The sequence below is a fragment of the Streptococcus oriscaviae genome, from assembly GCF_018137985.1.
Lineage (GTDB): Bacteria > Bacillota > Bacilli > Lactobacillales > Streptococcaceae > Streptococcus > Streptococcus oriscaviae.
In genome coordinates, this window is the sequence record NZ_CP073084.1 from 1,369,642 (window position 1) to 1,392,505 (window position 22,864).

Below are 22,864 nucleotides of genomic sequence, written 5' to 3' on the forward strand. Positions count from 1 at the left end.
GAAAATGGATAATAGAAAAGAAGCCCTCCAAAAGAAGAACTTCCTATCTATTTTGGCTATTTCCCTGTTGCTGTCTCAAACAGAGGAGAAAGCGGACGTTTTTCATGAATACGGATAATCGCATCCGCCAATAAATCCGCAGTAGAAATTTGCTCAATCTTATCAATCAAACGATCTTCAGGAATCTCAATCGTATCCAAAACAACCAGCTTCTCAATAGCCGACCGACTAATATTATCCATAGCAGGCCCAGACAAAACAGGGTGAGTACAAGAAGCATAAACCGCTGTTGCTCCCGCATCTGCAAGAGCATCTGCCGCATGACAGATGGTTCCAGCCGTATCAATCATATCATCAATCAAGATACACGTTTTACCATCAATATTACCAATAATGTTCATCACCTCGGAAGTGTTCATCTTATCCACACTCCGACGCTTATCAATAATGGCAATCGGTGTTTTCAAGAATTGAGCCAATTTACGCGCCCTAGTCACACCACCATGGTCAGGAGAAACAACAACATATCCTTCTCCCGTCATCCCTCGACGCTCAAAATAATCCGCAATCAAGGGCGCTCCCATCAAGTGATCCACAGGAATATCAAAGAATCCCTGGATTTGAGCAGCGTGCAAGTCAATCGTCAACAAGCGATTCACCCCAGCTATTTCTAACATGTTAGCAACTAGTTTTGAAGTGATTGGTTCACGAGAGCGTGCCTTCCGGTCTTGGCGCGCATATCCATAATATGGAATTACAACATTTACCGACTCCGCAGATGCTCGTTTCAAAGCATCCACCATAATTAAAATCTCCATCAAGTTGTCATTAACGGGTGAACTGGTTGACTGAAGGATAAATACATGGCTACCACGAATGGATTCTTCAATATTTACCTGAATTTCACCATCTGAAAATTGACGAACGGTTGATTTCCCCAAAGGAATTCCTATCTTCTGTGCTACTGTAGCTGCAAGCTTTTGATTCGACGAAAGTGCAAACAACTTTAAGTCGTTAAACGCCATGACTGCCTCCTATCTTTTCTACCTTTCTATTGTAAACCTTTTTGGAACAATTTTCAAACAAAAATAAAAAAGATGACTCAATCCATCTCCTTATAGTTTCTATCATAAAAAATAAGACCACTCCTGATATGACTATCAAGAGCAGTCTAGATTTTTCATGCTTATGGGTAAATGTAGAACACCGCACCCTCTGAAGTAGTTGTTGGGTTAAACCAACCACGATGGTTACCAACATAACGGCGTCCCATGTAGTTTGATTCAGAAACTTGAATATTGGTTGAACTTTCAACTGCAATAACCAAAGCAACGTGACCGTAGTAGCCACCTGTCCAAACTGCGATAGCACCTACTTGTGGAGTTGTTCCTGTGCGGAAGCCTTCCGCAGCTGCTGAAGCAAGCCAGTGTTTTGCATCACCCCAATATGGACCAACCCATGACAATTGTGATTTCACACCCCAAGTACATTCACCAACTGGATAAGATGAAGCATCATAACGAGCGTTATTAGCCGCCGCTGAACTACTACTTGTTGTCGTTGCAACTGGTGTATAGGTTGAAACCGAACCACCATCATCGCTCGATGCACTTGAAGAAGGAACAACAGTTGGTGCTGCAACCGGCTGTTGTTGCTGCTGAGCCAAGGCTGCTTGTTGAGCTTGGTAAGCCGCTTGCTGTTCTGCTGCTGCCTTTGCAGCTGCTTCTGCAGCTGCCTTTTGTTCTAACAAAGAAGCCTTTTCATTTTCCGCAGTTGCCTTTTCAGCCGCCAAGTTCAATTGTGCAACCTGAAGATCCGCTTGTTTTACTTGCAAGACTTGCGCATCATCCGCCAATTTTTGACGGTTAGCTGCAACTGTATTGATCGCTTCTTGGTTTGTTTTTTGCTTTTCAGCAATTTCTTCTTTATCAGCTTTTTGCTGTTCCAACATACGGTTGTTTGCTGAAACAATCTCACGCATCGCATTCACACGAGATACTGCATCAACGATAGATTTCGAATCCAAAATAGTGTTGATATAGCTCGTTGCCGACCCATCTGTCTGTGCGCTACGCGCTTGTTCTTTCAAAGCTGCATCACGAGAAACAATATCTGCTGACAGACGCTCAATATCTGCACTGAGAGAGCGAGATTCTGCTTCCAAACGCTCGTTTTCAGCTGTCAGTTTTTCCTGTTCCGCAAGAATCGTATTAACTTGCGCTTGAATTTCGTCCACTTGAGCCTGAGCTGCAGCCTGTTGAGCTGTAATCGCGTTGATTTTATTGTCTTGTGCTGTAATCTGGTTGTCTACATCATTAGCGCTTACTACAGCCGCATTTCCAACATTCGTCATTACAATTGTACTTAACAGTAAGGTGGCGAGAATTTTTTTCTTCATACAGTGCTATAACTCCTCTAATCTTATTGACTATACCATTTTAACAAAAAAAACGCGTAATAATATTACGCATTTATTACATTTCTATGTCTTATTTGTAATTCCAAAAAACCTTTCGAAAAGAGGTTGGAAAATCAGCAACAGCAAGAAATTAAAGACCAATGTCGGTACCAAATTATAAAAAACAAAGATAAACATTGACAGATTGGTCATATGAAACAAACGAGCAAAGAGAAAGCTTGTAAACTCAAATCCAAAGACCAAAACCAACAAGAGAATTAAATTTGTAATCCGCTTAAACCCCAACTCCTGATGGAAATAATACACTATATAAGCCATCAAAGGAAACAGTGTCGTTGCAATACCCAAAACACCCAAGTAGTACAAATCATAGCTCAAACCGAGTAAAGTAAACAACACAATCATATAAGAAATTGGTAAATACTGGGTCAAAAAAATCCCCGCCATCAGCAGCAAATGACTAGCAATAATCACTCTGTCTGGCGCCCAGTTGATTAGTAGCGTAGACAGCTGCCCATCAATTAAAAAGGCAACAAATAAAATCAGCGGGGCAAAATAGGAAATATATTTTTTTGTCATAACTAATTCCCCACCACCAGTATAGAATAAAGATTTGAGAAATCCGCTGCCGGTTCAACATACAATTCTCTATTCAAATTATCCGTGCTGCTCTTAACAGAAATAACTTTTCCAATTTGGATATTAGAGGGGGTAGTACCTGCCAAATCACTGGTAACTACTTCACTACCAATAGGAATATCATCCGTTCCATTCAACTGATTGATAATAAAGCTATTGCTATCTGTATCATAACCAGCTAAAATACCATAAATTTCCTTTGAATTGATGGAAACTTTAATAGGAATTTTAGTGAACTCATCAGAATTAGACAAGAGTTTGACAACCGCTGATTCGGCCTCAACAGAAGTCACAATCCCTACAAGACCTCCATTGGCAACGACCAACATGCTCTTGCTGACCCCATCGTTTTGCCCAAGATCAATGATCATTTGCTTGCTCCATGACGCAGGTGTCCGGACAGATACAAATCCTGGAATAAAATGCTTATCTGCATGCATCTCCACCATACCCAGACTCTGGCGCAAACTTTCATTTTCTTTGACCAAAGTATCCTTTTCAGCAATTTGACTTTCCAAGCTAGATACCGTCTGTTTCAATTCTTTATTCTCATCATAAGCCTCTATCAAATCCGACAGAACATCCTTTTGCTCAGAAAGAAATTGAGTCGGCTTTGCAAGCAGATTGTGGATGGGAGACAGCACAAAATGAATCCCGTCTGTTAAATAAGGAATCCGGATTCCTTTACCAAAAGTTAAAAACAACAAGGTTAACGACAAAACCAGAAAGATAGAACCAGCGATAATCAAACGAGATATTTTATTCATAAAACCACCCAACCAAGCACCTAGATATAAGAAAACGAGAATATCAGAAGATAATCTCGTCAAATTACGGAGAATGAGGGATTCGAACCCTCGCGCCAGTTACCCGACCTAACGATTTAGCAAACCGTCCTCTTCAGCCTCTTGAGTAATTCTCCATTGTAAAATATGATGGGCACGAGTGGAATCGAACCACCGACCTCACGCTTATCAGGCGTGCGCTCTAACCATCTGAGCTACGCGCCCAAGGTAGAACTTGGGAAAAATGGCGCGAGACGGAATCGAACCGCCGACACATGGAGCTTCAATCCATTGCTCTACCAACTGAGCTACCGAGCCATATCCACAATCGGAAATTGCGGGAGCAGGATTTGAACCTACGACCTTCGGGTTATGAGCCCGACGAGCTACCTAGCTGCTCCATCCCGCGTTATTACTATTCAAGGAGGATGTGGGATTCGAACCCACGCACGCTTTTACACGCCTGACGGTTTTCAAGACCGTTCCCTTCAGCCGGACTTGGGTAATCCTCCAATATGGACCTTGTAGGACTTGAACCTACGACCGCTCGGTTATGAGCCGAGAGCTCTAACCAGCTGAGCTAAAGGTCCAGCAACAAGTTATAGCGGCGAAGGGGATCGAACCCCCGACCTCCCGGGTATGAACCGGACGCTCTAGCCAGCTGAGCTACACCGCCATATAAAACAATCGGGAAGACAGGATTCGAACCTGCGACACCTTGGTCCCAAACCAAGTACTCTACCAAGCTGAGCTACTTCCCGATGCCATTAAAAATAAATCTCCCCTAATGTTGCCATTAAGCGAGTCATGCACCCTAGAGGAGTCGAACCTCTAACCGCCTGATTCGTAGTCAGGTACTCTATCCAGTTGAGCTAAGGGTGCGCTCTATTACTATGCCGAGGACCGGGATCGAACCGGTACGATGTTGCCATCGCAGGATTTTAAGTCCTGTGCGTCTGCCTGTTCCGCCACCCCGGCCTCGCCTAAGCGAACGACGGGATTCGAACCCGCGACCCCCACCTTGGCAAGGTGGTGTTCTACCACTGAACTACGTTCGCATTGAATGCCGGCTACATGACTTGAACACGCGACCCTCTGATTACAAATCAGATGCTCTACCAACTGAGCTAAGCCGGCTTATTTCTTTCCTATGCGGGTTAAGGGACTTGAACCCCCACGCCCGAAAGCGCCAGATCCTAAATCTGGTGCGTCTGCCAATTCCGCCAAACCCGCATAATGACTCGTGCTGGGCTCGAACCAGCGACCCATTGATTAAAAGTCAATTGCTCTACCAACTGAGCTAACGAGTCTGAATCAATCTATTCTTCTTACTTCTTCAAAATGTCTCCCAGACATTTTGAACGGTCCCGACGGGAATCGAACCCGCGATCTTCGCCGTGACAGGGCGACGTGATAACCGCTACACTACGGGACCTATTAATTGTATTCAGACTAAAATCCTAGTAAAAGATAAACTTCCTTTTCTTGTACGGATTTCTTAATGTCTTCATAACTTATGGGAGTTAACGGGATCGAACCGCTGACCCTCTGCTTGTAAGGCAGATGCTCTCCCAGCTGAGCTAAACTCCCAAGGGTAAAGAGCCTAACTCAACTGAGCTAAACTCCCTATGTGCTAAGCGACTACCGTATCTCACAGGGGGCAACCCCCAACTACTTCAGGCGTTCTAGGGCTTAACTGCTGTGTTCGGCATGGGTACAGGTGTATCTCCTAGGCTATCGTCACTTAACTCGTTACTGTCTGAGTATAAAATATTCTTCCATATTTGTCAACTCAAAATTGAATATCTACCTACAAGATAACCGATGCTGGACTTTTCTTCGGATAAGTCCTCGAGCGATTAGTATTGGTCCGCTTCACATGTCGCCACGCTTCCACTCCCAACCTATCTACCTGATCTTCTCTCAGGGCTCTTACTAACATAAAGTTATGGGAAATCTCATCTTGAGGTGGGTTTCACACTTAGATGCTTTCAGCGTTTATCCCTTCCCTACATAGCTACCCAGCGATGCCTCTGGCGAGACAACTGGTACACCAGCGGTAAGTCCACTCTGGTCCTCTCGTACTAGGAGCAGATCCTCTCAAATTTCCTACGCCCGCGACGGATAGGGACCGAACTGTCTCACGACGTTCTGAACCCAGCTCGCGTGCCGCTTTAATGGGCGAACAGCCCAACCCTTGGGACCGACTACAGCCCCAGGATGCGACGAGCCGACATCGAGGTGCCAAACCTCCCCGTCGATGTGAACTCTTGGGGGAGATAAGCCTGTTATCCCCAGGGTAGCTTTTATCCGTTGAGCGATGGCCCTTCCATACGGAACCACCGGATCACTAAGCCCGACTTTCGTCCCTGCTCGAGTTGTAGCTCTCGCAGTCAAGCTCCCTTATACCTTTACACTCTGCGATTGATTTCCAACCAATCTGAGGGAACCTTTGGGCGCCTCCGTTACCTTTTAGGAGGCGACCGCCCCAGTCAAACTGCCCGTCAGACACTGTCTCCGTAGATGATAAACCTACCGGGTTAGAGTAGCCATAACACAAGGGTAGTATCCCAACAGCGCCTCTGTCGAAACTGGCGTCCCGACTTCATTGGCTCCTACCTATCCTGTACATGTGGTACAGATACTCAATATCAAACTGCAGTAAAGCTCCATGGGGTCTTTCCGTCCTGTCGCGGGTAACCTGCATCTTCACAGGTACTAAAATTTCACCGAGTCTCTCGTTGAGACAGTGCCCAAATCATTACGCCTTTCGTGCGGGTCGGAACTTACCCGACAAGGAATTTCGCTACCTTAGGACCGTTATAGTTACGGCCGCCGTTTACTGGGGCTTCAATTCAGATCTTCGCTTACGCTAAACCCTCCTCTTAACCTTCCAGCACCGGGCAGGCGTCACCCCCTATACATCATCTTACGATTTAGCAGAGAGCTGTGTTTTTGATAAACAGTTGCTTGGGCCTATTCACTGCGGCTCAGCTTAGCTGAGCACCCCTTCTCCCGAAGTTACGGGGTCATTTTGCCGAGTTCCTTAACGAGAGTTCTCTCGATCACCTGAGGCTACTCGCCTCGACTACCTGTGTCGGTTTGCGGTACGGGTAGAGTATGATACAACGCTAGAAGCTTTTCTCGGCAGTGTGACGTCACTAACTTCGCTACTAATCTTCGCTCCCCATCACAGCTCAATGTTACAGAAATAAGCATTTGACTCATTTCACACCTCACTGCTTAGCCCAGCACTTCCATTCGCTGGGTTTAGTTAGCCTACTGCGTCCCTCCATCACTTCATACTCTAGTACAGGAATATCAACCTGTTGTCCATCGGATACACCCTTCGGTCTCTCCTTAGGTCCCGACTAACCCAGGGCGGACGAGCCTTCCCCTGGAAACCTTAGTCTTACGGTGGATGGGATTCTCACCCATCTTGCGCTACTCATACCGGCATTCTCACTTCTATGCGTTCCAGCACTCCTCACGGTATACCTTCTCCACACATAGAACGCTCTCCTACCATAACACCTAAGTGTTATCCACAGCTTCGGTAAATTGTTTTAGCCCCGGTACATTTTCGGCGCAGGGTCACTCGACTAGTGAGCTATTACGCACTCTTTGAATGAATAGCTGCTTCTAAGCTAACATCCTAGTTGTCTGTGCAACCCCACATCCTTTTCCACTTAACAATTATTTTGGGACCTTAGCTGGTGGTCTGGGCTGTTTCCCTTTCGACTACGGATCTTAGCACTCGCAGTCTGACTGCCGATCATGAATCGTTGGCATTCGGAGTTTATCTGAAATCAGTAAACCGAGATGGCCCCCTCATCCAAACAGTGCTCTACCTCCAAGATTCTTACATATCGACGCTAGCCCTAAAGCTATTTCGGAGAGAACCAGCTATCTCCAAGTTCGTTTGGAATTTCTCCGCTACCCACAAGTCATCCAAGCACTTTTCAACGTGCCCTGGTTCGGTCCTCCAGTGCGTCTTACCGCACCTTCAACCTGCTCATGGGTAGGTCACATGGTTTCGGGTCTACGACATAATACTAATCCGCCCTTTTCAGACTCGGTTTCCCTACGGCTCCGTCTCTTCAACTTAACCTCGCATCATATCGTAACTCGCCGGTTCATTCTACAAAAGGCACGCTCTCACCCATTAACGGGCTCGAACTTCTTGTAGGCACACGGTTTCAGGTTCTATTTCACTCCCCTTCCGGGGTGCTTTTCACCTTTCCCTCACGGTACTGGTTCACTATCGGTCACTAGGGAGTATTTAGGGTTGGGAGATGGTCCTCCCAGATTCCGACGAGATTTCGCGTGTCTCGCCGTACTCAGGATACTGTTAGGTAGATAGACTATTTCGAATACGAGGCTCTCACTCTCTTTGGCTGACCTTCCCATGCCATTCTTCTATACTCTATCCGTCCACGTTACAGTCCTACAACCCCGAGAAGTAAACTTCTCGGTTTGCCCTCCTGCCTTTTCGCTCGCCGCTACTAAGGCAATCGCTTTTGCTTTCTCTTCCTGCAGCTACTTAGATGTTTCAGTTCACTGCGTCTTCCCTCCGCTACCCTTAACAGGTAGGGATACTAGCCAGTAGCTAGTGGGTTCCCCCATTCGGACATCTCTGGATCAATGCTCACTTACAGCTCCCCAAAGCATTTCGTCGTTTGTCACGTCCTTCATCGGCTCCTAGTGCCAAGGCATCCACCGTGCGCCCTTATTAACTTAACCTTATTACTAGTTTTTTCTAAACTAGAAATTGTACTCAGACTAAAATCCTAGTGAAAATGATAAACTGACTTGTGTGCAAGACACACTGCGTTAGTTTCCTATTTTCATACGGATTTCTTAACGTCTTCGTAACTTGTTTAAACTCATTAAATAGTCACAGCGTTTTCGGTTTATTTTCTTGTTACTATTCTTAATATATCTTCTCAGATATATCAGGATTGTTTGATAGATATTCAATTTTCAATGGACAAATACATGATATTAAGAACCGGTGCGACTTGCGCAAAACTTGCGTAGAATAAGGAGTGAACCAGCGACGTGTCCATAAGACACTAGATGGTTTCGACTTATTCCTAGAAAGTTTAGGTTCGTATTCAAATATCATCTTATCTAGTTGAACACGAGATTCATTTCTTAGGAAAAATGATGAACTGCCTTGTGTGTCAAGCACACTGCGTCAGTTCCCTATTTTTCTACAGAAATGTCGGCAAGCCGAACATCTCTTTGTATCCTAGATAATGGAGCCTAGCGGGATCGAACCGCTGACCTCCTGCGTGCAAAGCAGGCGCTCTCCCAGCTGAGCTAAGGCCCCGTACATGTTAATGTACCTGTTAACGTATTTAATTGTTTCGATATAATATCATTTCTTGAGACGCTGGTCCCTGTCGTGCACTAGCTCCGCTAGTTTCGACAAAGCTTCAACCTAACGGTTTCGCTTAGCTGAGCTAAGGCCCCACAAGACCTCTCAAAATTAAAGAAGACTAACGTACAGGTTTCCATTTCCTTAGAAAGGAGGTGATCCAGCCGCACCTTCCGATACGGCTACCTTGTTACGACTTCACCCCAATCATCTATCCCACCTTAGGCGGCTGGCTCCTAATAGGTTACCTCACCGACTTCGGGTGTTACAAACTCTCGTGGTGTGACGGGCGGTGTGTACAAGGCCCGGGAACGTATTCACCGCGGCGTGCTGATCCGCGATTACTAGCGATTCCGACTTCATGTAGGCGAGTTGCAGCCTACAATCCGAACTGAGACTGGCTTTAAGAGATTAGCTTGCCGTCACCGACTTGCGACTCGTTGTACCAGCCATTGTAGCACGTGTGTAGCCCAGGTCATAAGGGGCATGATGATTTGACGTCATCCCCACCTTCCTCCGGTTTATTACCGGCAGTCTCGCTAGAGTGCCCAACTTAATGATGGCAACTAACAATAGGGGTTGCGCTCGTTGCGGGACTTAACCCAACATCTCACGACACGAGCTGACGACAACCATGCACCACCTGTCACCGATGTACCGAAGTAAAACTCTATCTCTAGAGCGGGCATCGGGATGTCAAGACCTGGTAAGGTTCTTCGCGTTGCTTCGAATTAAACCACATGCTCCACCGCTTGTGCGGGCCCCCGTCAATTCCTTTGAGTTTCAGCCTTGCGGCCGTACTCCCCAGGCGGAGTGCTTAATGCGTTAGCTGCGGCACTGAGTCCCGGAAAGGACCCAACACCTAGCACTCATCGTTTACGGCGTGGACTACCAGGGTATCTAATCCTGTTCGCTACCCACGCTTTCGAGCCTCAGCGTCAGTTACAGACCAGAGAGCCGCTTTCGCCACCGGTGTTCCTCCATATATCTACGCATTTCACCGCTACACATGGAATTCCACTCTCCCCTTCTGCACTCAAGTTTGACAGTTTCCAAAGCGTACTATGGTTAAGCCACAGCCTTTTACTTCAGACTTATCAAACCGCCTGCGCTCGCTTTACGCCCAATAAATCCGGACAACGCTCGGGACCTACGTATTACCGCGGCTGCTGGCACGTAGTTAGCCGTCCCTTTCTGGTAAGTTACCGTCACTGTGTGAACTTTCCACTCTCACACTCGTTCTTCTCTTACAACAGAGCTTTACGATCCGAAAACCTTCTTCACTCACGCGGCGTTGCTCGGTCAGGGTTCCCCCCATTGCCGAAGATTCCCTACTGCTGCCTCCCGTAGGAGTCTGGGCCGTGTCTCAGTCCCAGTGTGGCCGATCACCCTCTCAGGTCGGCTATGTATCGTCGCCTTGGTGAGCCGTTACCCCACCAACTAGCTAATACAACGCAGGTCCATCTCATAGTGAAGCATTTGCTCCTTTCAAGTATTTACCATGCGATAAATACTGTTATGCGGTATTAGCTATCGTTTCCAATAGTTATCCCCCGCTATGAGGCAGGTTACCTACGCGTTACTCACCCGTTCGCGACTCATGATGAATGGTGGAGCAAGCTCCGGTATCCACCATGCGTTCCACTTGCATGTATTAGGCACGCCGCCAGCGTTCGTCCTGAGCCAGGATCAAACTCTCATTTAAATAATCGTTTGTCCGGCTAAGCACTCTGGCTTATCCGTTTATTGTTTTGTCATTGACGATTTATCTCTTAGATAAATCACCCTGCACGTTTGGTTCGTCTTCTTTAATTTTCAAAGGTCTTGTGCTCGCCCTCATCAGGCGACAACTATATCAGTATATCAGATACCTACGACCCTGTCAACTACTTTTTCTCCTTTTTTTGAAAAAAGTTTACAATCATTTTTCTATTTATAATACTATTATTTTTTGGTTAAAACAGGGCGGTTTTAGTCTGGGATTTTGCAGACTTTATGGTTTGAGCAATTAATTAGAGGTTGGGCCCAAACCCAACCTCTTTGTTTTATTCATCTGCTTGTTGCATTTTTTCTTTTACTTCATCATAAGAAAGAGGGCGAGCTTCTTCTTCTGTCTCAGAAGTTGAAGGCATCTGACCGGTCTCGTAAAGAGATTTGATTTGAATACTATCCAGTGTTTCGTATTTCAAGAGGGCATCTGCAATAAGCTTGTGGGTATCACGGTTGGCTTGAATGATTTCAGCAGCCTTGTTGCGGGCTTCATTTAAGAGATTGCGCACTTCATTATCCAACTCATAAGCAGTTTGTTCAGAAATATGTTTTGGTGTCGTATAGCCGCCAAACATTGAATGATTTCCTTCATACTGCATTGGACCCATTTTTTCACTCATACCGTACTCAGCTACCATAGCACGAGCCATTTGAGTAGCTTGTTCAAAATCGTTTGCAGCGCCAGTTGTTTGAACATTGAAAATGATTTCTTCGGCTACTCGACCGCCCATCAGACCTGCCAATTGCTCCTTCATATCGTCTTTAGAAAGTAACATTTGATCTTCTTTTGGAAGAGCAATCATATAACCACCTGCGCGACCGCGCGGTACGATAGTAACCTTATGTACTTCACGAGCATTTGATAGAACAAGTCCAACGATGGTATGGCCTGCTTCATGATAGGCTACAATTTCACGCTCACGGGCAGAAATATGACGATCTTTCTTGGATGGTCCTGCTATCACGCGATCTTCTGCTTCATCAATATCAGAAGCATCAATGACTGTCTTATTGCGACGAGCGGCTACAAGAGCAGCTTCGTTTAGAACGTTTTCTAAATCAGCGCCGACAAACCCTGGTGTCTGCTGGGCTACTAATTTTAGGTCTACATCGTCAGCAAGAGGCTTGTTTTTAGCGTGAACTTTAAGGATGGCTTCTCGTCCTTTAACGTCTGGACGACCAACCAAAATCTTGCGGTCAAAACGTCCGGGACGCAATAAAGCTGGATCCAGAACGTCGCTGCGGTTGGTAGCTGCGATAACAATGATTCCTTCATTCCCCTCGAAACCGTCCATTTCAATAAGGAGTTGGTTGAGGGTTTGTTCTCGTTCGTCGTTTCCTCCACCCATACCGACGCCACGTTGACGGCCTACGGCATCAATTTCATCGATAAAGATAATGGCTGGGGCAGCTTTTTTTGCATCTTCAAAAAGAGAGCGAACACGGCTGGCACCGACACCGACAAACATTTCTACGAAGTCCGAGCCAGATATAGAAAAGAATGGAACACCAGCTTCACCGGCAACAGCTTTAGCCAACAAAGTCTTACCTGTTCCTGGAGGGCCTTCTAGCAGGACACCAGCAGGAATGCGAGCGCCGAGCTTGGTAAAGCGTTTTGGATCTTTAAGAAACTCAACAACTTCAACCAATTCTTGTTTTTCTTCTTCCGCGCCAGCTACATCTGAAAAACGTACTTTAATGTTGCTTTGTTCCAAAGCTTTGGCCTTGTTGCGGCCAAAGTTCATAGCACCACGCGCACCGTTTCCACCTTGATTCATCATCATCATTAAGAAGACGCCGACGATAACCAATGGGAAAACATTGACCAGAATACTCAACCAAAGTCCATTTGAACTTTCTGGTTTCACCGTCACCTTAACATTACTTTCTGCTGCTAGAGCTTCAAGATTGGCTACGGTTGTATCTGCAGCTAATATAATAGAAGTAAATTTTTTATATTTTTGCGTATCTGAAAATTGAAACAGCTTGATGGAGCTTGACAATTCGCTCTCTGCTTCTTTTTCTGTTTTATAGGTTCCTGTAATTTCAATCACACTACTATTGGGTTGGTAGGTAATTTCTTTTACATTGCCATCTTTGAGTTCTTCTACAACTTGTGAGTAACTAATCTGATGAGTGGCAACCTGACTACCTGCACGGAAAAATTGAAATCCTGTAATAATAGTAGCAATGAGTAGAATAATGAGAAAAGGATTTCTGATAAATCCTTTATTTGGTTGATTGTTCATAAATAAGAATAACCTTTTTTCTAATTTGAATAAACTTCCTCTTTCAATACACCAACGTAAGGAAGATTACGATAGTTTTCATTGTAGTCCAAGCCGAAACCAACGACAAATTCATTTGGAATAGTAAAGCAAGTATAGTCTGGTTCGATTTCTACAACGCGGCCTTCTGGTTTATCAAGAAGAGTCACAATTTTAATAGAGGAAGCCTGACGAAGCGAGAATAGTTCTTTTAGTTCTTTAAGAGTACGGCCTGTATCAATGATATCTTCAATAAAAAGAACATCGCGACCAGAAATAGTTTTATCCAGATCCTTGATAATTTTTACAGTGCCGCTGCTCTCAGTTCCTCCGTGATAGCTTGATACTACCATGTAGTCTGTTTCAATGTGCGTGTCAATGTGTTTTATCAATTCAGCCATAAAAGGAATAGAACCCTTTAAAATGCCAACCAAGACAGGATTTTTACCCGCATAGTTTTCTGTTAAGACCTTACCTAGTTCTTTACATTTTGCAGCAATTTCTTCTTCAGTAATCAGAACTTTTTTAATATCTTTTTCCAGCATGCTTCGTCTACTCTTTCATTTTTATATATAATGTAGCTTTGATTATATCATTTTTTAACGATTTACTCAAATCACTGATAGCGATATCCAGAATTCCGTAGATTTTTCCATCTTGTTCCACCACGATTGGCTCTTCTCTTCTTGTTTGTGAAATTTTTTTATCAATAAAAAGACGGCGTAGTTTTTTGTTGACTTGATGTAGGAGAATAGTGTCGCCTGCCTGTCGCTTCCTGATTAGGATTGGTTTGTCCGGCTCTAAGTTTATTACTTGCTGCGCCCCTTCTAAGGGTTGGTTGAGTGATACAAGAAATCGACCGATTTCAACAATACCTTCTGATTTTATCATGTAACTTTCAGAAAAAGTATCCGTCTGAGGTAGGATTTTTGTAATAGAAAATCGTTCGTAATCCTTTATCAAATAATAGCCTGATTTCAACTTATGTCGGTAGTTGGCCTTGGTTCTCAAAATAGCCATTACCATATCAAATTGGGACTTGCTCAGCTGCAAGTCAGGGAATTTTTCCAGATAAAGTTGGAGTAGAACATATTGAACAGCCTCTGTTTGTTGGCGAAAAACTTGAAGATTTGTTAGATCGATGCCAGCTGACAAGTCAAGGAGGGCTTGATGAAGGAGATGCTGTTCTTTGCCAAATTCCAATAATTGTTTGGAAAATTGTGGGTTTTCCTGCTGCATCAAGGGTAAGTAGGCATGACGAACACGATTACGAAAATAAATCAGAGAATCATTGCTTTCGTCCTCGAAATGAAATAAGTCTTCTAACTCAGTCTTGGAAAAACTAAGCAGAGGGCGAATCAATTCTCCATCAGCAAACTTTTGAACAGCTTGAATCCCAGACAGATGCATCCAGCGACTTCCTCGTAATAATCTCATAAAGATTGTTTCTGCTTGGTCATCTGCATGGTGAGCTGTTACCAGGGCCGAATACCCCTCTTCCTGCATCACTTTCTGGAAAAATTGATAACGGAATTTTCTTGCTTTCTGTTCTGAAAAAGAATCTGTAAAAGCTGTAGAATAGAAGGGGAGTTCTTGTTCTCTAGCCCAATTTCTCAGGTACTCCTCTTCTTGGTCTGCTTCGGGGCGCTGTTTGTGGTTGACGTGAACAAGTCCAAGATTAATCTCCAACTCCTTTTGTAAACGAAATAAGAGATGAAGGAGGTTCATGGAATCTTTTCCTCCCGATACAGCAACTAAGACTTTTTTATGCTTATCAAAAAAGTGACCATCCTGTGCCACTTTTAAAAATCGATTGTTCATCATTTTAGAATCCCATAAATATCGTTAGCGATTTGAGATATCATCTCATAGCTAGATTTGTCTGTAAAGATTGAAAGGATGAATGGAGAATCCGCATAAACAACTGCAACGTCGTGTTTCACATCATCAGCATCTCCAATCTTATGGGCAACTGGAACCTCAATATCTTTCGAAATACGTTGGTTGTCAAACTGCGTAGTTAACAAACTTTCTAACACATACCCATCTTGTTCGTAGATAGCTTCCATCATCAAACCTGCCATCCGGGCTGTTGCCATACGAGAAGACATATCCCATACTTGTCCAGTTGCTTCATAAACAGTTGACTGGTAATCTTCATCGAATTGATGAGTGATGTAGTAGGCCAACAAATTGCTTGCCACATTGTCCGACTCCTTACTTGTTCGCTGAATCAAATCTTCCAGACTGTAATAAGCCTGATCAGGAGTCTTAGGCAGAGAACCGCTTCCGCCAGTTGCATAAGATCCGGGGAAGGTGATAGATTGGTCTGTGTACTGTAATTTATCTGTCAAGTTAATGTAACCTGCATCCAATTCTTCCTGAACATAATAAAGGATTGGTAACTTAGCGATACTAGCAGAATACATCAATTTGTCTGCATGAATTCCTGTTTCTTGGTTGGTTGACAATTGCTTGACATATACAGAAATGGTGTCTGTTTGGTATTTGCTGTGTAAAAGTTCTTCGACAGCTTTAATACGGTTATCTGTCTGTGTCAAATACTCTGTACTGATCCATCCCTTGCCACTAATATGGGCGAATTGACCTAAGGGAGTTGCAACCAGCTCGCTGATTTGAACGGATTGATAGGCCTTTAAATCGGTCGATACAGGTTTAGCCTGGTTAGCAATCGGACTGGAAAAAACTTGAAAATCTTTTTCTAACCACCAATCACCTGCCACAGGGAGATAATCAGTAATTTTATCGTCATAAATCAAAGACTGATCAGCCGGGATATAGGTTTGATTATCTAACTCAAAAACTAGCTTCTGAGACTGGTTGATAGCAACGCCGACTATCGTTAGTCTATCATTTGGATGAATGGTGCCTGCAACTTCTGTCAAGTCGCTGTCAAGATAGCTATTGATTTCTTGATAGACATTTGGATTGGTAGGTATGGTACGAAAGTCACTACTATATTCTTTATAGGTAAGTTGGTATTGTATTTCTGGTTGGGGTTCAAAAGGAATTTCAGTACTGTCTACCTTAATTTGGCTAAATAATACGGGAAATAATAATACAAGTAGCTGTTTCTTCATGCCCCCTCCTTTCCAGTCGGTTCTTCTAATTTTAATTCTCGATTCTTTTTGGATAATTCTTCTAGTTTTTCATCAGAGTAGCGTAAAAAAGTTTCTACGGTTTTTAAAATATCTTCTGTCATTTCGGCAATAATCCTGGAATGTTGTAAACAATTTCACCATCTTTTGAAAATTGATAGCGAGCGCGGATATACTTAGCAGCATAATCCTCATCCTGAAGTTTTTTTAAGAGAGCTTCTTCCACTTTCTTTTCTTGAGAGAGTTCTTCATGATGTTTCTGCAATTCAACCAACTTGGCTTCATTTTTTTTCAGAGTATTATAACTTTCAACCAAGTTATAAGTGGGAAGAATGAATAAAAAGATGACCAATATTAAAATAGAAGCCATAAAACGATTTTTTCGCCGTTTTTCTTGCTGGTAGGTCTTTGTTTTTTGCAACTCATCTTGAATAAACTGGTTGTTAATTTGGAGAATATTAGACTTCTTCATCTTTCTCTATCCTTGTTTCATTGATGATTTCATACATTTTGAGGGCATCTTCTTTTTTTGTACTATCCTTCATTTCCAAAACTTTAACCGTCAATAACTTGTTTCCGAAACGAATTTCAATCAAATCATTGATTTTTAAATCAGTTGATGACTTGGCCAAAATACCATTTACCTTAATCCGTCCCTTATCTGCAACTTCTTTAGCAACAGTCCGACGTTTGATAATTCGAGATACTTTTAAATACTTATCTAATCGCATAATTTCACCTCATCTCATTATTTTACCATGTTTCAACCATTTTTAGGCTTTTCGCCCCTTGATTTCCAACATTTTCTCACTAAATTGAAGCAATTCTTCCAATATTTCAACTGTTTTACGGCCTTGGATACCAAAAATCACTTCCATCTGCCCTTTGTTTTCGGCAATTCGCGCCTTGAGGTTGGTAACAGACAGGGCTTCAAAATAATCCTGAGTAAGGAAGTATTGACCTGCTATACCTTCGAATCGAACAGTTACCTGCTGATTTTTCAAATCAACCGTCTGGGCAAAAATTTGATCCAAAAAAGATTTGAGAAGACCAATTTCCAATAAATAAGCAACCACATCTGGATACTCGCCAAATCGGTCTATCAATTCATCCTGTAGTTCCTGATAGTTGACACGACTGTCAATCTGTTTGATGCGCTTGTAAATTTCAATTTTCTGGCGTTGATCAGAAATATAATCACTAGGAAGGTAGGCATCTATGAAAAGATTAATTTCTGTATTGCTGCTTTGACGTTTAGGAGATTGTCCTTGTTTATTCAAGATAGCTTCTTCTAGCAACTGAGAGTAGAGTTCATAACCTACTGAATCGATGAAACCACTTTGGGCTGCTCCCAGAATATTACCTGCACCACGGATAGATAGATCCTGCATGGCAACCTTAAAGCCTGAACCAAGTTCTGTAAAGCCTTTAATAGCTTCTAAGCGCTTTTCGGCTACTTCTGTCAAGTTTTTATCTGGGCGATACATCAGGTAGGCATAGGCTATTCTGCTTGAACGACCAACTCGACCGCGTAATTGATAGAGGGTTGACAAGCCCATATGATCTGCATTTTCAATAAAAAGGGTATTGGCATTTGGAATATCCACCCCTGTTTCAATAATTGTGGTTGTCACCAAAAGGTCGTATTCTCCTTCAATGAAAGAAAGAAGAGTATTTTCTAGTTGAATTTCTGACATTTGACCATGAACATAACCAATGGAAGCTTCTGGAACCAATTCTCTTAATTCAGCTACTTTTTGTTCAATTGTGTCAACTTTATTGTAAAGGTAGTAAACTTGACCGCCACGATCCATCTCTCTCATAATGGCATCCCGAATCACTGTTTGATTCAATTCCATGACATAGGTTTGCACCGGATAGCGATTGGTAGGAGGTGTTTCAATCACTGACAAATCACGAATTCCCAGCATAGACATTTGCAGGGTTCTTGGAATCGGAGTCGCTGTCAAAGTTAAGACATCAATTTTTTTCTTGAGCTCTTTCAACCGCTCCTTATGCTTTACACCGAATCGTTGTTCTTCATCAACGACCAGTAAACCCAAGTCAGCAAATACAACATCTTTTGAAAAAAGTCTGTGGGTGCCAATGATAATATCCACCTGTCCCTTTTTCAGTCTTTCCAAGGTCGATGCCTGCTCTGCTTTTGTCTTAAAACGACTCAATACTTCCACAGTAACTGGAAATTCTGAGAAGCGATCTTGAAAATTAGTAAAATGCTGCTGAGCTAAAACGGTTGTCGGAACTAAGACAGCCACTTGTTTCCCATCATTCACAGCCTTAAAAGCTGCCCTCATGGCTACTTCAGTTTTTCCAAAGCCTACATCACCGACTAAAAGACGATCCATAGGAGCATCTTTTTCCATATCCTTTTTAATCTCTTCGATTGAACGAAGTTGATCCTCGGTTTCCACATGAGCAAAATGTCTATCAAACTCCTCTTGGTGAGCATCATCTGGAGAAAAGGCAAAGCCCTTGAGCTGGCTGCGTTCGGCATACAGTTTAATCAAATCATCTGCTATATCTTCAACCTGCTTTTGAACCTTCTGCTTGGTGCGTTGGAAACGACCATCGTTCAACTTATTTATTTTCGGTGTTTTCCCGTCAGAAGCTAGGTATTTCGACAACAAATCAATCTGCTCAACCGGCAATGAAATCCGATCTGATTGCTGGTATTGAATGGTCAAATAATCCCTATGAATACCCGATACCTCAATCGTTTCAATCCCTAAATATTGCCCGATACCATGGACATGATGAACCACATAATCACCAACTGACAGCTCTGTATAATCCTTTAATCGCTCTGCATTAGATATATTTCTCCTGCGAGGTTTTCGCTTGATTTTTTTATTGAAAATTTCACGTTCCGTGATGACTACTAACTTTTCATCTAAAAAATGAAAACCAGCTGTGAGGGATCCAATCGTCACTTGCTGCTGACCAACTTCCAACTGAGTTGGCTCACGGTAGGGTAAATCAATCCCATATTCTTCCAATGCTTTTTTCAGTTGTTGCAAGGATGTTTGAGAACTAGCCTGTAAAATAAGAGTGTGATTGGATTTTGCATAACGATTCAACTCTTCTTTTAACAATGGAATCTGGTGGAAAAATTCCTGCATAGGATGCTGGTTAAATTGATAGATTCCATCAAATCGAAGATTTCCAAGACCTTTTTGAAAAGTTGAAAAAAAAGTCGCTGGTCTATACTGTCTAAAATGAGTATAAGCAGATGAAAAATAATTCAGACTTGACACTGATTTACCATTTTGTAAATCTTGTGTCAAGGTTTCAGCAATCTCCTTATCAAACTGGGCGTGGGCATCTGCAATTTTATGAAAATCGTCTAAAAAAATAGGAGACCCCGTAGGAAGATAATCAAAAAGAGTCCACTCTTGTTCATAGAAAAATGAAAGAAATTTTCTATGGTCGGGATGGCGATACTGACTTCTGACATCAGAAAGAACTTCCTTTAGGTAAGAAATTTGTTCCTCAACTTGTGCTGTTTGAATCGCATTCTCAAGCTTCTCCTCGGCACGCTTAAAGTCTTCTGCTGTCAAAATTATTTCTGTGGCTGGAGATAGAAAAATCTTTTCACGATTTTCAAGAGAGCGTTGACTAGTAATGTCAAAGGTTCGAATACTGTCAATTTCATCACCGAAAAACTCTAAACGATAGGGAAATTCACTATTTATTTCATAGACATCAAGAATATCTCCCCGCAAACTAAACTCACCTGGGTTAAGAACTCTGGAAACCTTTTTATAACCAGCTTGTGCTAGTAAGTTGACAAAGTTGTCAAGTTCAATTTCCTGACCGATTTCTATCTGAACACCAGATGTGCGGTAGGTGTCCGGTTTAGGAAGGAGAATGCGGCAGGCAGCCTGATTGACTACCAACACACCTGGACGCCGTTTATCCAATAGAAACTGCAGGGATTCAATTCGAGACTGGGTGCGTTCCTTAGAAGAAAAGACAAATTCAGCAATTGGACTGTCATCTGTAAAGAAATTGTATACATACTCACTTCCTAGTATGTACCCTAATTCTTCAGTAAGCTTTTCTGCTTCATTTTGACTGGCAGTAACAATCATGATTTTTTCACTCAAGCAATCAAAAGCAGTTGCCATCATCAAAGATTTGGTACTGGCTGATAGTCCCAGTACGAGTTGGCGACTAGATTGGTTCAGCTTTGCCTGCCATTTCATCACCTGTTTATTTCGATGGAATAAATCAAGTAAATTCATATTAACCATTAAACTTTCTCATAATTGTATCAAAGTCGTCTTCTTGTAAATAGAAGTTGACAGCTTTGTCAAGTTTTTCCAAAGTGAGTTGGATAGCAATTTTGTCTTCTTCATCAAAATGTGACAAAACATGATGAACGACAGACATACCATTTTTAGGACGACCAATTCCAATTTTAATTCGATCAAATTCTTGTGTCCCTAGGTACTTGATAAGGCTTTTTATGCCATTATGTCCTCCGGCAGAGCCTTTTTGTCGGAAACGGACTTTACCTACTGCCATATCCAAATCATCATAAACAACCAACATATCGCTTGTATCTAGCCCGTAATAAGTTATAAGAGCTTGAACAGCCTTACCAGATTCATTCATAAAGGTGGTTGGTTTGACCAAAAATATTTTCTCACCATCAATGAAAGTAGTGGCAATATCTGCTTGAAAAATTTTATCATTGCTGAAAGTCACTTTCTCTCTCTCTGCAATCTTATCAATCAACATAAAACCGACATTATGGCGGGTCTCATGGTACTTACTGCCTGGGTTTCCCAGACCAACAATCATTTTAACCATTTCTTTCCTTTCAATAAGACCAAAAGGACTGAAAATTGATTTCAGCCTTGGTTTTAATTATTTTTCAGCAAAAAACTTAGACATTGAAGCGGAATTCCATAATATCGCCGTCCTGAACGACATACTCTTTTCCTTCTTCACGGAGGCGGCCTGCTTCCTTAACAGCCTTTTCAGAACCATACTTCATCAGGTCTTCATAGGACATGGTGACCGCACGGATGAAGCCTTTTTCAAAGTCTGAGTGAATGATTCCGGCCGCTTGTGGTGCTTTCATTCCCCTTCTAAAAGTCCAAGCACGGACTTCCTTTTCACCAGCTGTAAAGTAGGTGCCAAGTCCTAGCAAATGATAAGCTGCCCGAGTCAACTTATCCACACCCGATTCGGTCAAGCCGATAGCTTCCAAAAATTCGGCCCTGTCTTCATCATCCAACTCTGCAATTTCTTCTTCTGCACGCGCTGAGATGACAACCACTTCTGCATTTTCCGTCGCTGCAAATGCTCGGATTTGTTGCACATAGTCGATGGCATCTGGGTCTGCTACCTTGTCTTCATCCACATTGGCCACATAGAGAACTGGTTTTGTTGTTAAGAGGAAAAGTTGTTTGACGATTTTCTGCTCTTCATCTGTAAAGTCAACTGTCCGAGCTGATTTTCCATCTTCCAAAACAGGTTTGATTTTTTCCAAAACCGCAAACTCTGCTAGAGAATCCTTGTCTTTCTGAGTACGAGCCATCTTTTCCACACGGGCATAGCGCTTGTTGATGGACTCTAGGTCAGCCAAAATCAGCTCCAAATTGATGGTTTCAATATCTGCAATCGGGTCCACAAAGGCATCTTCACGGCCCTGCTCCCGCATGACATTTTCATCGTCGAAGGCCCGGACCACATGGACAATGGCGTCCACCTCACGGATATTGGCCAAGAATTTGTTACCAAGTCCTTCGCCTTTTGATGCGCCCTTGACAATACCTGCAATATCTGTAAATTCAAAGGTTGTTGGGACGGTCTTTTTGGGTGTAATCAACTCTGTCAACTTCTGTAAACGTTCATCTGGAACCTCTACCATTCCCACGTTGGGATCAATGGTCGCAAAGGGATAGTTGGCAGCTTCTGCTCCTGCCTTTGTAATTGCATTAAATAGGGTTGATTTACCAATGTTTGGCAAACCGACGATACCTGCTGTTAAAGCCATGTTTTCTTACTCTCCAATTAAAAATTCAATCATGACTATTATAGCAGAAAAATAAAGAAAAAACCTGCCAAATGGCAGGACTTGAAAATTATTTTGTAATCATGGTCAAGATCCAAACTGCAAAAATACAGATGACCATACAGAGGAAAAACAGAAACATTTCTTTATTTTCAACTGGCCGCTTGGATTCTTCACTTAAAAATTCCCAAGTATTCATTTTTCCTCGTTGTTCAACTAACACTTCCTTCTCAGGCTCTCTTCCTAAAACCAGATAATCCAGACTGACACCAAAGATTTCTGCCAGCTGCACCAGTTTGTCCATATCTGGCGTTGCTTCACCATTTTCATATTTTGAGATGGATTGGCGTGAAACATAGAGTTTTTCGGCTAAGTCATCCTGAGACAGATTTTGACCAGTGCGTAACTTTTTGATTTGTTGGGCCAACTGATTCAT

At 42.9% G+C, this 22,864-nt stretch carries 15 protein-coding genes, 17 tRNA genes and 3 rRNA genes; all 35 read right to left on the reverse strand.

The genetic code is table 11. From position 1 onward, the window contains the following. Positions 1-56: 56 nt before the first annotated feature. Positions 57-1,025 carry a ribose-phosphate diphosphokinase gene (locus tag INT76_RS07040; RefSeq protein WP_212569785.1) on the reverse strand — a complete coding sequence of 323 codons (969 nt, stop codon included), beginning with the start codon at positions 1,023-1,025 and terminating at the stop codon, positions 57-59. Between the two features lie 161 nt (positions 1,026-1,186). Beyond that, entirely contained in the window at positions 1,187-2,398 is a 1,212-nt protein-coding gene (gene pcsB, locus INT76_RS07045) for a peptidoglycan hydrolase PcsB (RefSeq protein ID WP_212569786.1), read from the reverse strand. Between the two features lie 84 nt (positions 2,399-2,482). Beyond that, complete coding sequence (gene mreD, locus INT76_RS07050) at positions 2,483-2,998, reverse strand: rod shape-determining protein MreD (protein ID WP_212569787.1); 516 nt, start codon at positions 2,996-2,998, stop codon at positions 2,483-2,485. A gap of 2 nt (positions 2,999-3,000) precedes the next feature. Continuing rightward, positions 3,001-3,825: a rod shape-determining protein MreC gene (gene mreC, locus INT76_RS07055; protein WP_212569788.1), complete on the reverse strand. Its 825-nt coding sequence runs from the start codon at positions 3,823-3,825 to the stop codon at positions 3,001-3,003. A 67-nt stretch (positions 3,826-3,892) separates the two neighbouring features. Next, positions 3,893-3,980, reverse strand: a tRNA-Ser gene (locus INT76_RS07060). 14 nt (positions 3,981-3,994) lie between these two features. After that, positions 3,995-4,068, reverse strand: a tRNA-Ile gene (locus tag INT76_RS07065). A gap of 20 nt (positions 4,069-4,088) precedes the next feature. Beyond that, positions 4,089-4,161: transfer RNA gene (locus INT76_RS07070), tRNA-Phe, on the reverse strand. 17 nt (positions 4,162-4,178) lie between these two features. Next, positions 4,179-4,252 (reverse strand) — tRNA-Met (locus tag INT76_RS07075). A 13-nt stretch (positions 4,253-4,265) separates the two neighbouring features. Then, positions 4,266-4,355: transfer RNA gene (locus tag INT76_RS07080), tRNA-Ser, on the reverse strand. A 4-nt stretch (positions 4,356-4,359) separates the two neighbouring features. Continuing rightward, positions 4,360-4,433: transfer RNA gene (locus INT76_RS07085), tRNA-Ile, on the reverse strand. Between the two features lie 12 nt (positions 4,434-4,445). Next, positions 4,446-4,519: transfer RNA gene (locus tag INT76_RS07090), tRNA-Met, on the reverse strand. A gap of 11 nt (positions 4,520-4,530) precedes the next feature. Beyond that, positions 4,531-4,604, reverse strand: a tRNA-Pro gene (locus INT76_RS07095). A 47-nt stretch (positions 4,605-4,651) separates the two neighbouring features. Continuing rightward, positions 4,652-4,725 (reverse strand) — tRNA-Arg (locus INT76_RS07100). A 12-nt stretch (positions 4,726-4,737) separates the two neighbouring features. Continuing rightward, positions 4,738-4,821, reverse strand: a tRNA-Leu gene (locus INT76_RS07105). Positions 4,822-4,829: 8 nt separating this feature from the next. After that, positions 4,830-4,901: transfer RNA gene (locus tag INT76_RS07110), tRNA-Gly, on the reverse strand. Positions 4,902-4,907: 6 nt separating this feature from the next. Then, a tRNA-Thr gene (locus INT76_RS07115) sits at positions 4,908-4,980 on the reverse strand. 14 nt (positions 4,981-4,994) lie between these two features. Then, positions 4,995-5,076, reverse strand: a tRNA-Leu gene (locus INT76_RS07120). Positions 5,077-5,080: 4 nt separating this feature from the next. Next, positions 5,081-5,153 (reverse strand) — tRNA-Lys (locus INT76_RS07125). Positions 5,154-5,205: 52 nt separating this feature from the next. Further along, a tRNA-Asp gene (locus INT76_RS07130) sits at positions 5,206-5,278 on the reverse strand. Between the two features lie 82 nt (positions 5,279-5,360). Beyond that, positions 5,361-5,433 (reverse strand) — tRNA-Val (locus INT76_RS07135). A 42-nt stretch (positions 5,434-5,475) separates the two neighbouring features. Continuing rightward, positions 5,476-5,591 (reverse strand): 5S ribosomal RNA (gene rrf / locus INT76_RS07140). 91 nt (positions 5,592-5,682) lie between these two features. After that, positions 5,683-8,586: ribosomal RNA gene (locus tag INT76_RS07145) — 23S ribosomal RNA — on the reverse strand. A gap of 519 nt (positions 8,587-9,105) precedes the next feature. Further along, positions 9,106-9,178 (reverse strand) — tRNA-Ala (locus INT76_RS07150). Between the two features lie 196 nt (positions 9,179-9,374). After that, positions 9,375-10,931: ribosomal RNA gene (locus INT76_RS07155) — 16S ribosomal RNA — on the reverse strand. The 16S, 23S and 5S rRNA genes sit together here with 17 tRNA genes alongside, the layout of an rRNA operon. 340 nt (positions 10,932-11,271) lie before the next feature. Beyond that, entirely contained in the window at positions 11,272-13,245 is a 1,974-nt protein-coding gene (ftsH, locus tag INT76_RS07160) for an ATP-dependent zinc metalloprotease FtsH (RefSeq protein WP_212569789.1), read from the reverse strand. 20 nt (positions 13,246-13,265) lie between these two features. Beyond that, positions 13,266-13,808, reverse strand: coding sequence for a hypoxanthine phosphoribosyltransferase (hpt, locus tag INT76_RS07165; protein WP_212569790.1), 543 nt, complete (start codon positions 13,806-13,808; stop codon positions 13,266-13,268). A gap of 7 nt (positions 13,809-13,815) precedes the next feature. Continuing rightward, positions 13,816-15,087 carry a tRNA lysidine(34) synthetase TilS gene (gene tilS, locus INT76_RS07170; protein ID WP_212569791.1) on the reverse strand — a complete coding sequence of 424 codons (1,272 nt, stop codon included), beginning with the start codon at positions 15,085-15,087 and terminating at the stop codon, positions 13,816-13,818. After that, positions 15,084-16,364, reverse strand: coding sequence for a serine hydrolase (locus INT76_RS07175; protein WP_212569792.1), 1,281 nt, complete (start codon positions 16,362-16,364; stop codon positions 15,084-15,086). Before INT76_RS07175 ends, tilS begins: the two co-directional genes overlap by 4 nt. Continuing rightward, a complete protein-coding gene (locus tag INT76_RS11170) occupies positions 16,361-16,486 on the reverse strand; it encodes an SP_0009 family protein (protein WP_282960480.1) in 126 nt (41 codons plus the stop codon). The genes INT76_RS07175 and INT76_RS11170 overlap by 4 nt, the downstream gene beginning before the upstream one ends. Then, a complete protein-coding gene (locus INT76_RS07180) occupies positions 16,483-16,854 on the reverse strand; it encodes an FtsB family cell division protein (RefSeq protein WP_212569793.1) in 372 nt (123 codons plus the stop codon). Before INT76_RS07180 ends, INT76_RS11170 begins: the two co-directional genes overlap by 4 nt. Next, complete coding sequence (locus INT76_RS07185) at positions 16,841-17,113, reverse strand: RNA-binding S4 domain-containing protein (RefSeq protein WP_212569794.1); 273 nt, start codon at positions 17,111-17,113, stop codon at positions 16,841-16,843. Before INT76_RS07185 ends, INT76_RS07180 begins: the two co-directional genes overlap by 14 nt. A gap of 42 nt (positions 17,114-17,155) precedes the next feature. Then, positions 17,156-20,647 carry a transcription-repair coupling factor gene (gene mfd / locus INT76_RS07190; protein ID WP_428843991.1) on the reverse strand — a complete coding sequence of 1,164 codons (3,492 nt, stop codon included), beginning with the start codon at positions 20,645-20,647 and terminating at the stop codon, positions 17,156-17,158. Between the two features lies 1 nt (position 20,648). After that, on the reverse strand, positions 20,649-21,218 hold the full coding sequence (gene pth / locus INT76_RS07195) for an aminoacyl-tRNA hydrolase (RefSeq protein WP_212569796.1): 570 nt from the start codon (positions 21,216-21,218) through the stop codon (positions 20,649-20,651). A gap of 76 nt (positions 21,219-21,294) precedes the next feature. After that, a complete protein-coding gene (ychF, locus tag INT76_RS07200; RefSeq protein WP_212569797.1) occupies positions 21,295-22,410 on the reverse strand; it encodes a redox-regulated ATPase YchF in 1,116 nt (371 codons plus the stop codon). An 88-nt stretch (positions 22,411-22,498) separates the two neighbouring features. Then, positions 22,499-22,864 carry a helix-turn-helix domain-containing protein gene (locus tag INT76_RS07205; RefSeq protein WP_212569798.1) on the reverse strand — a complete coding sequence of 122 codons (366 nt, stop codon included), beginning with the start codon at positions 22,862-22,864 and terminating at the stop codon, positions 22,499-22,501.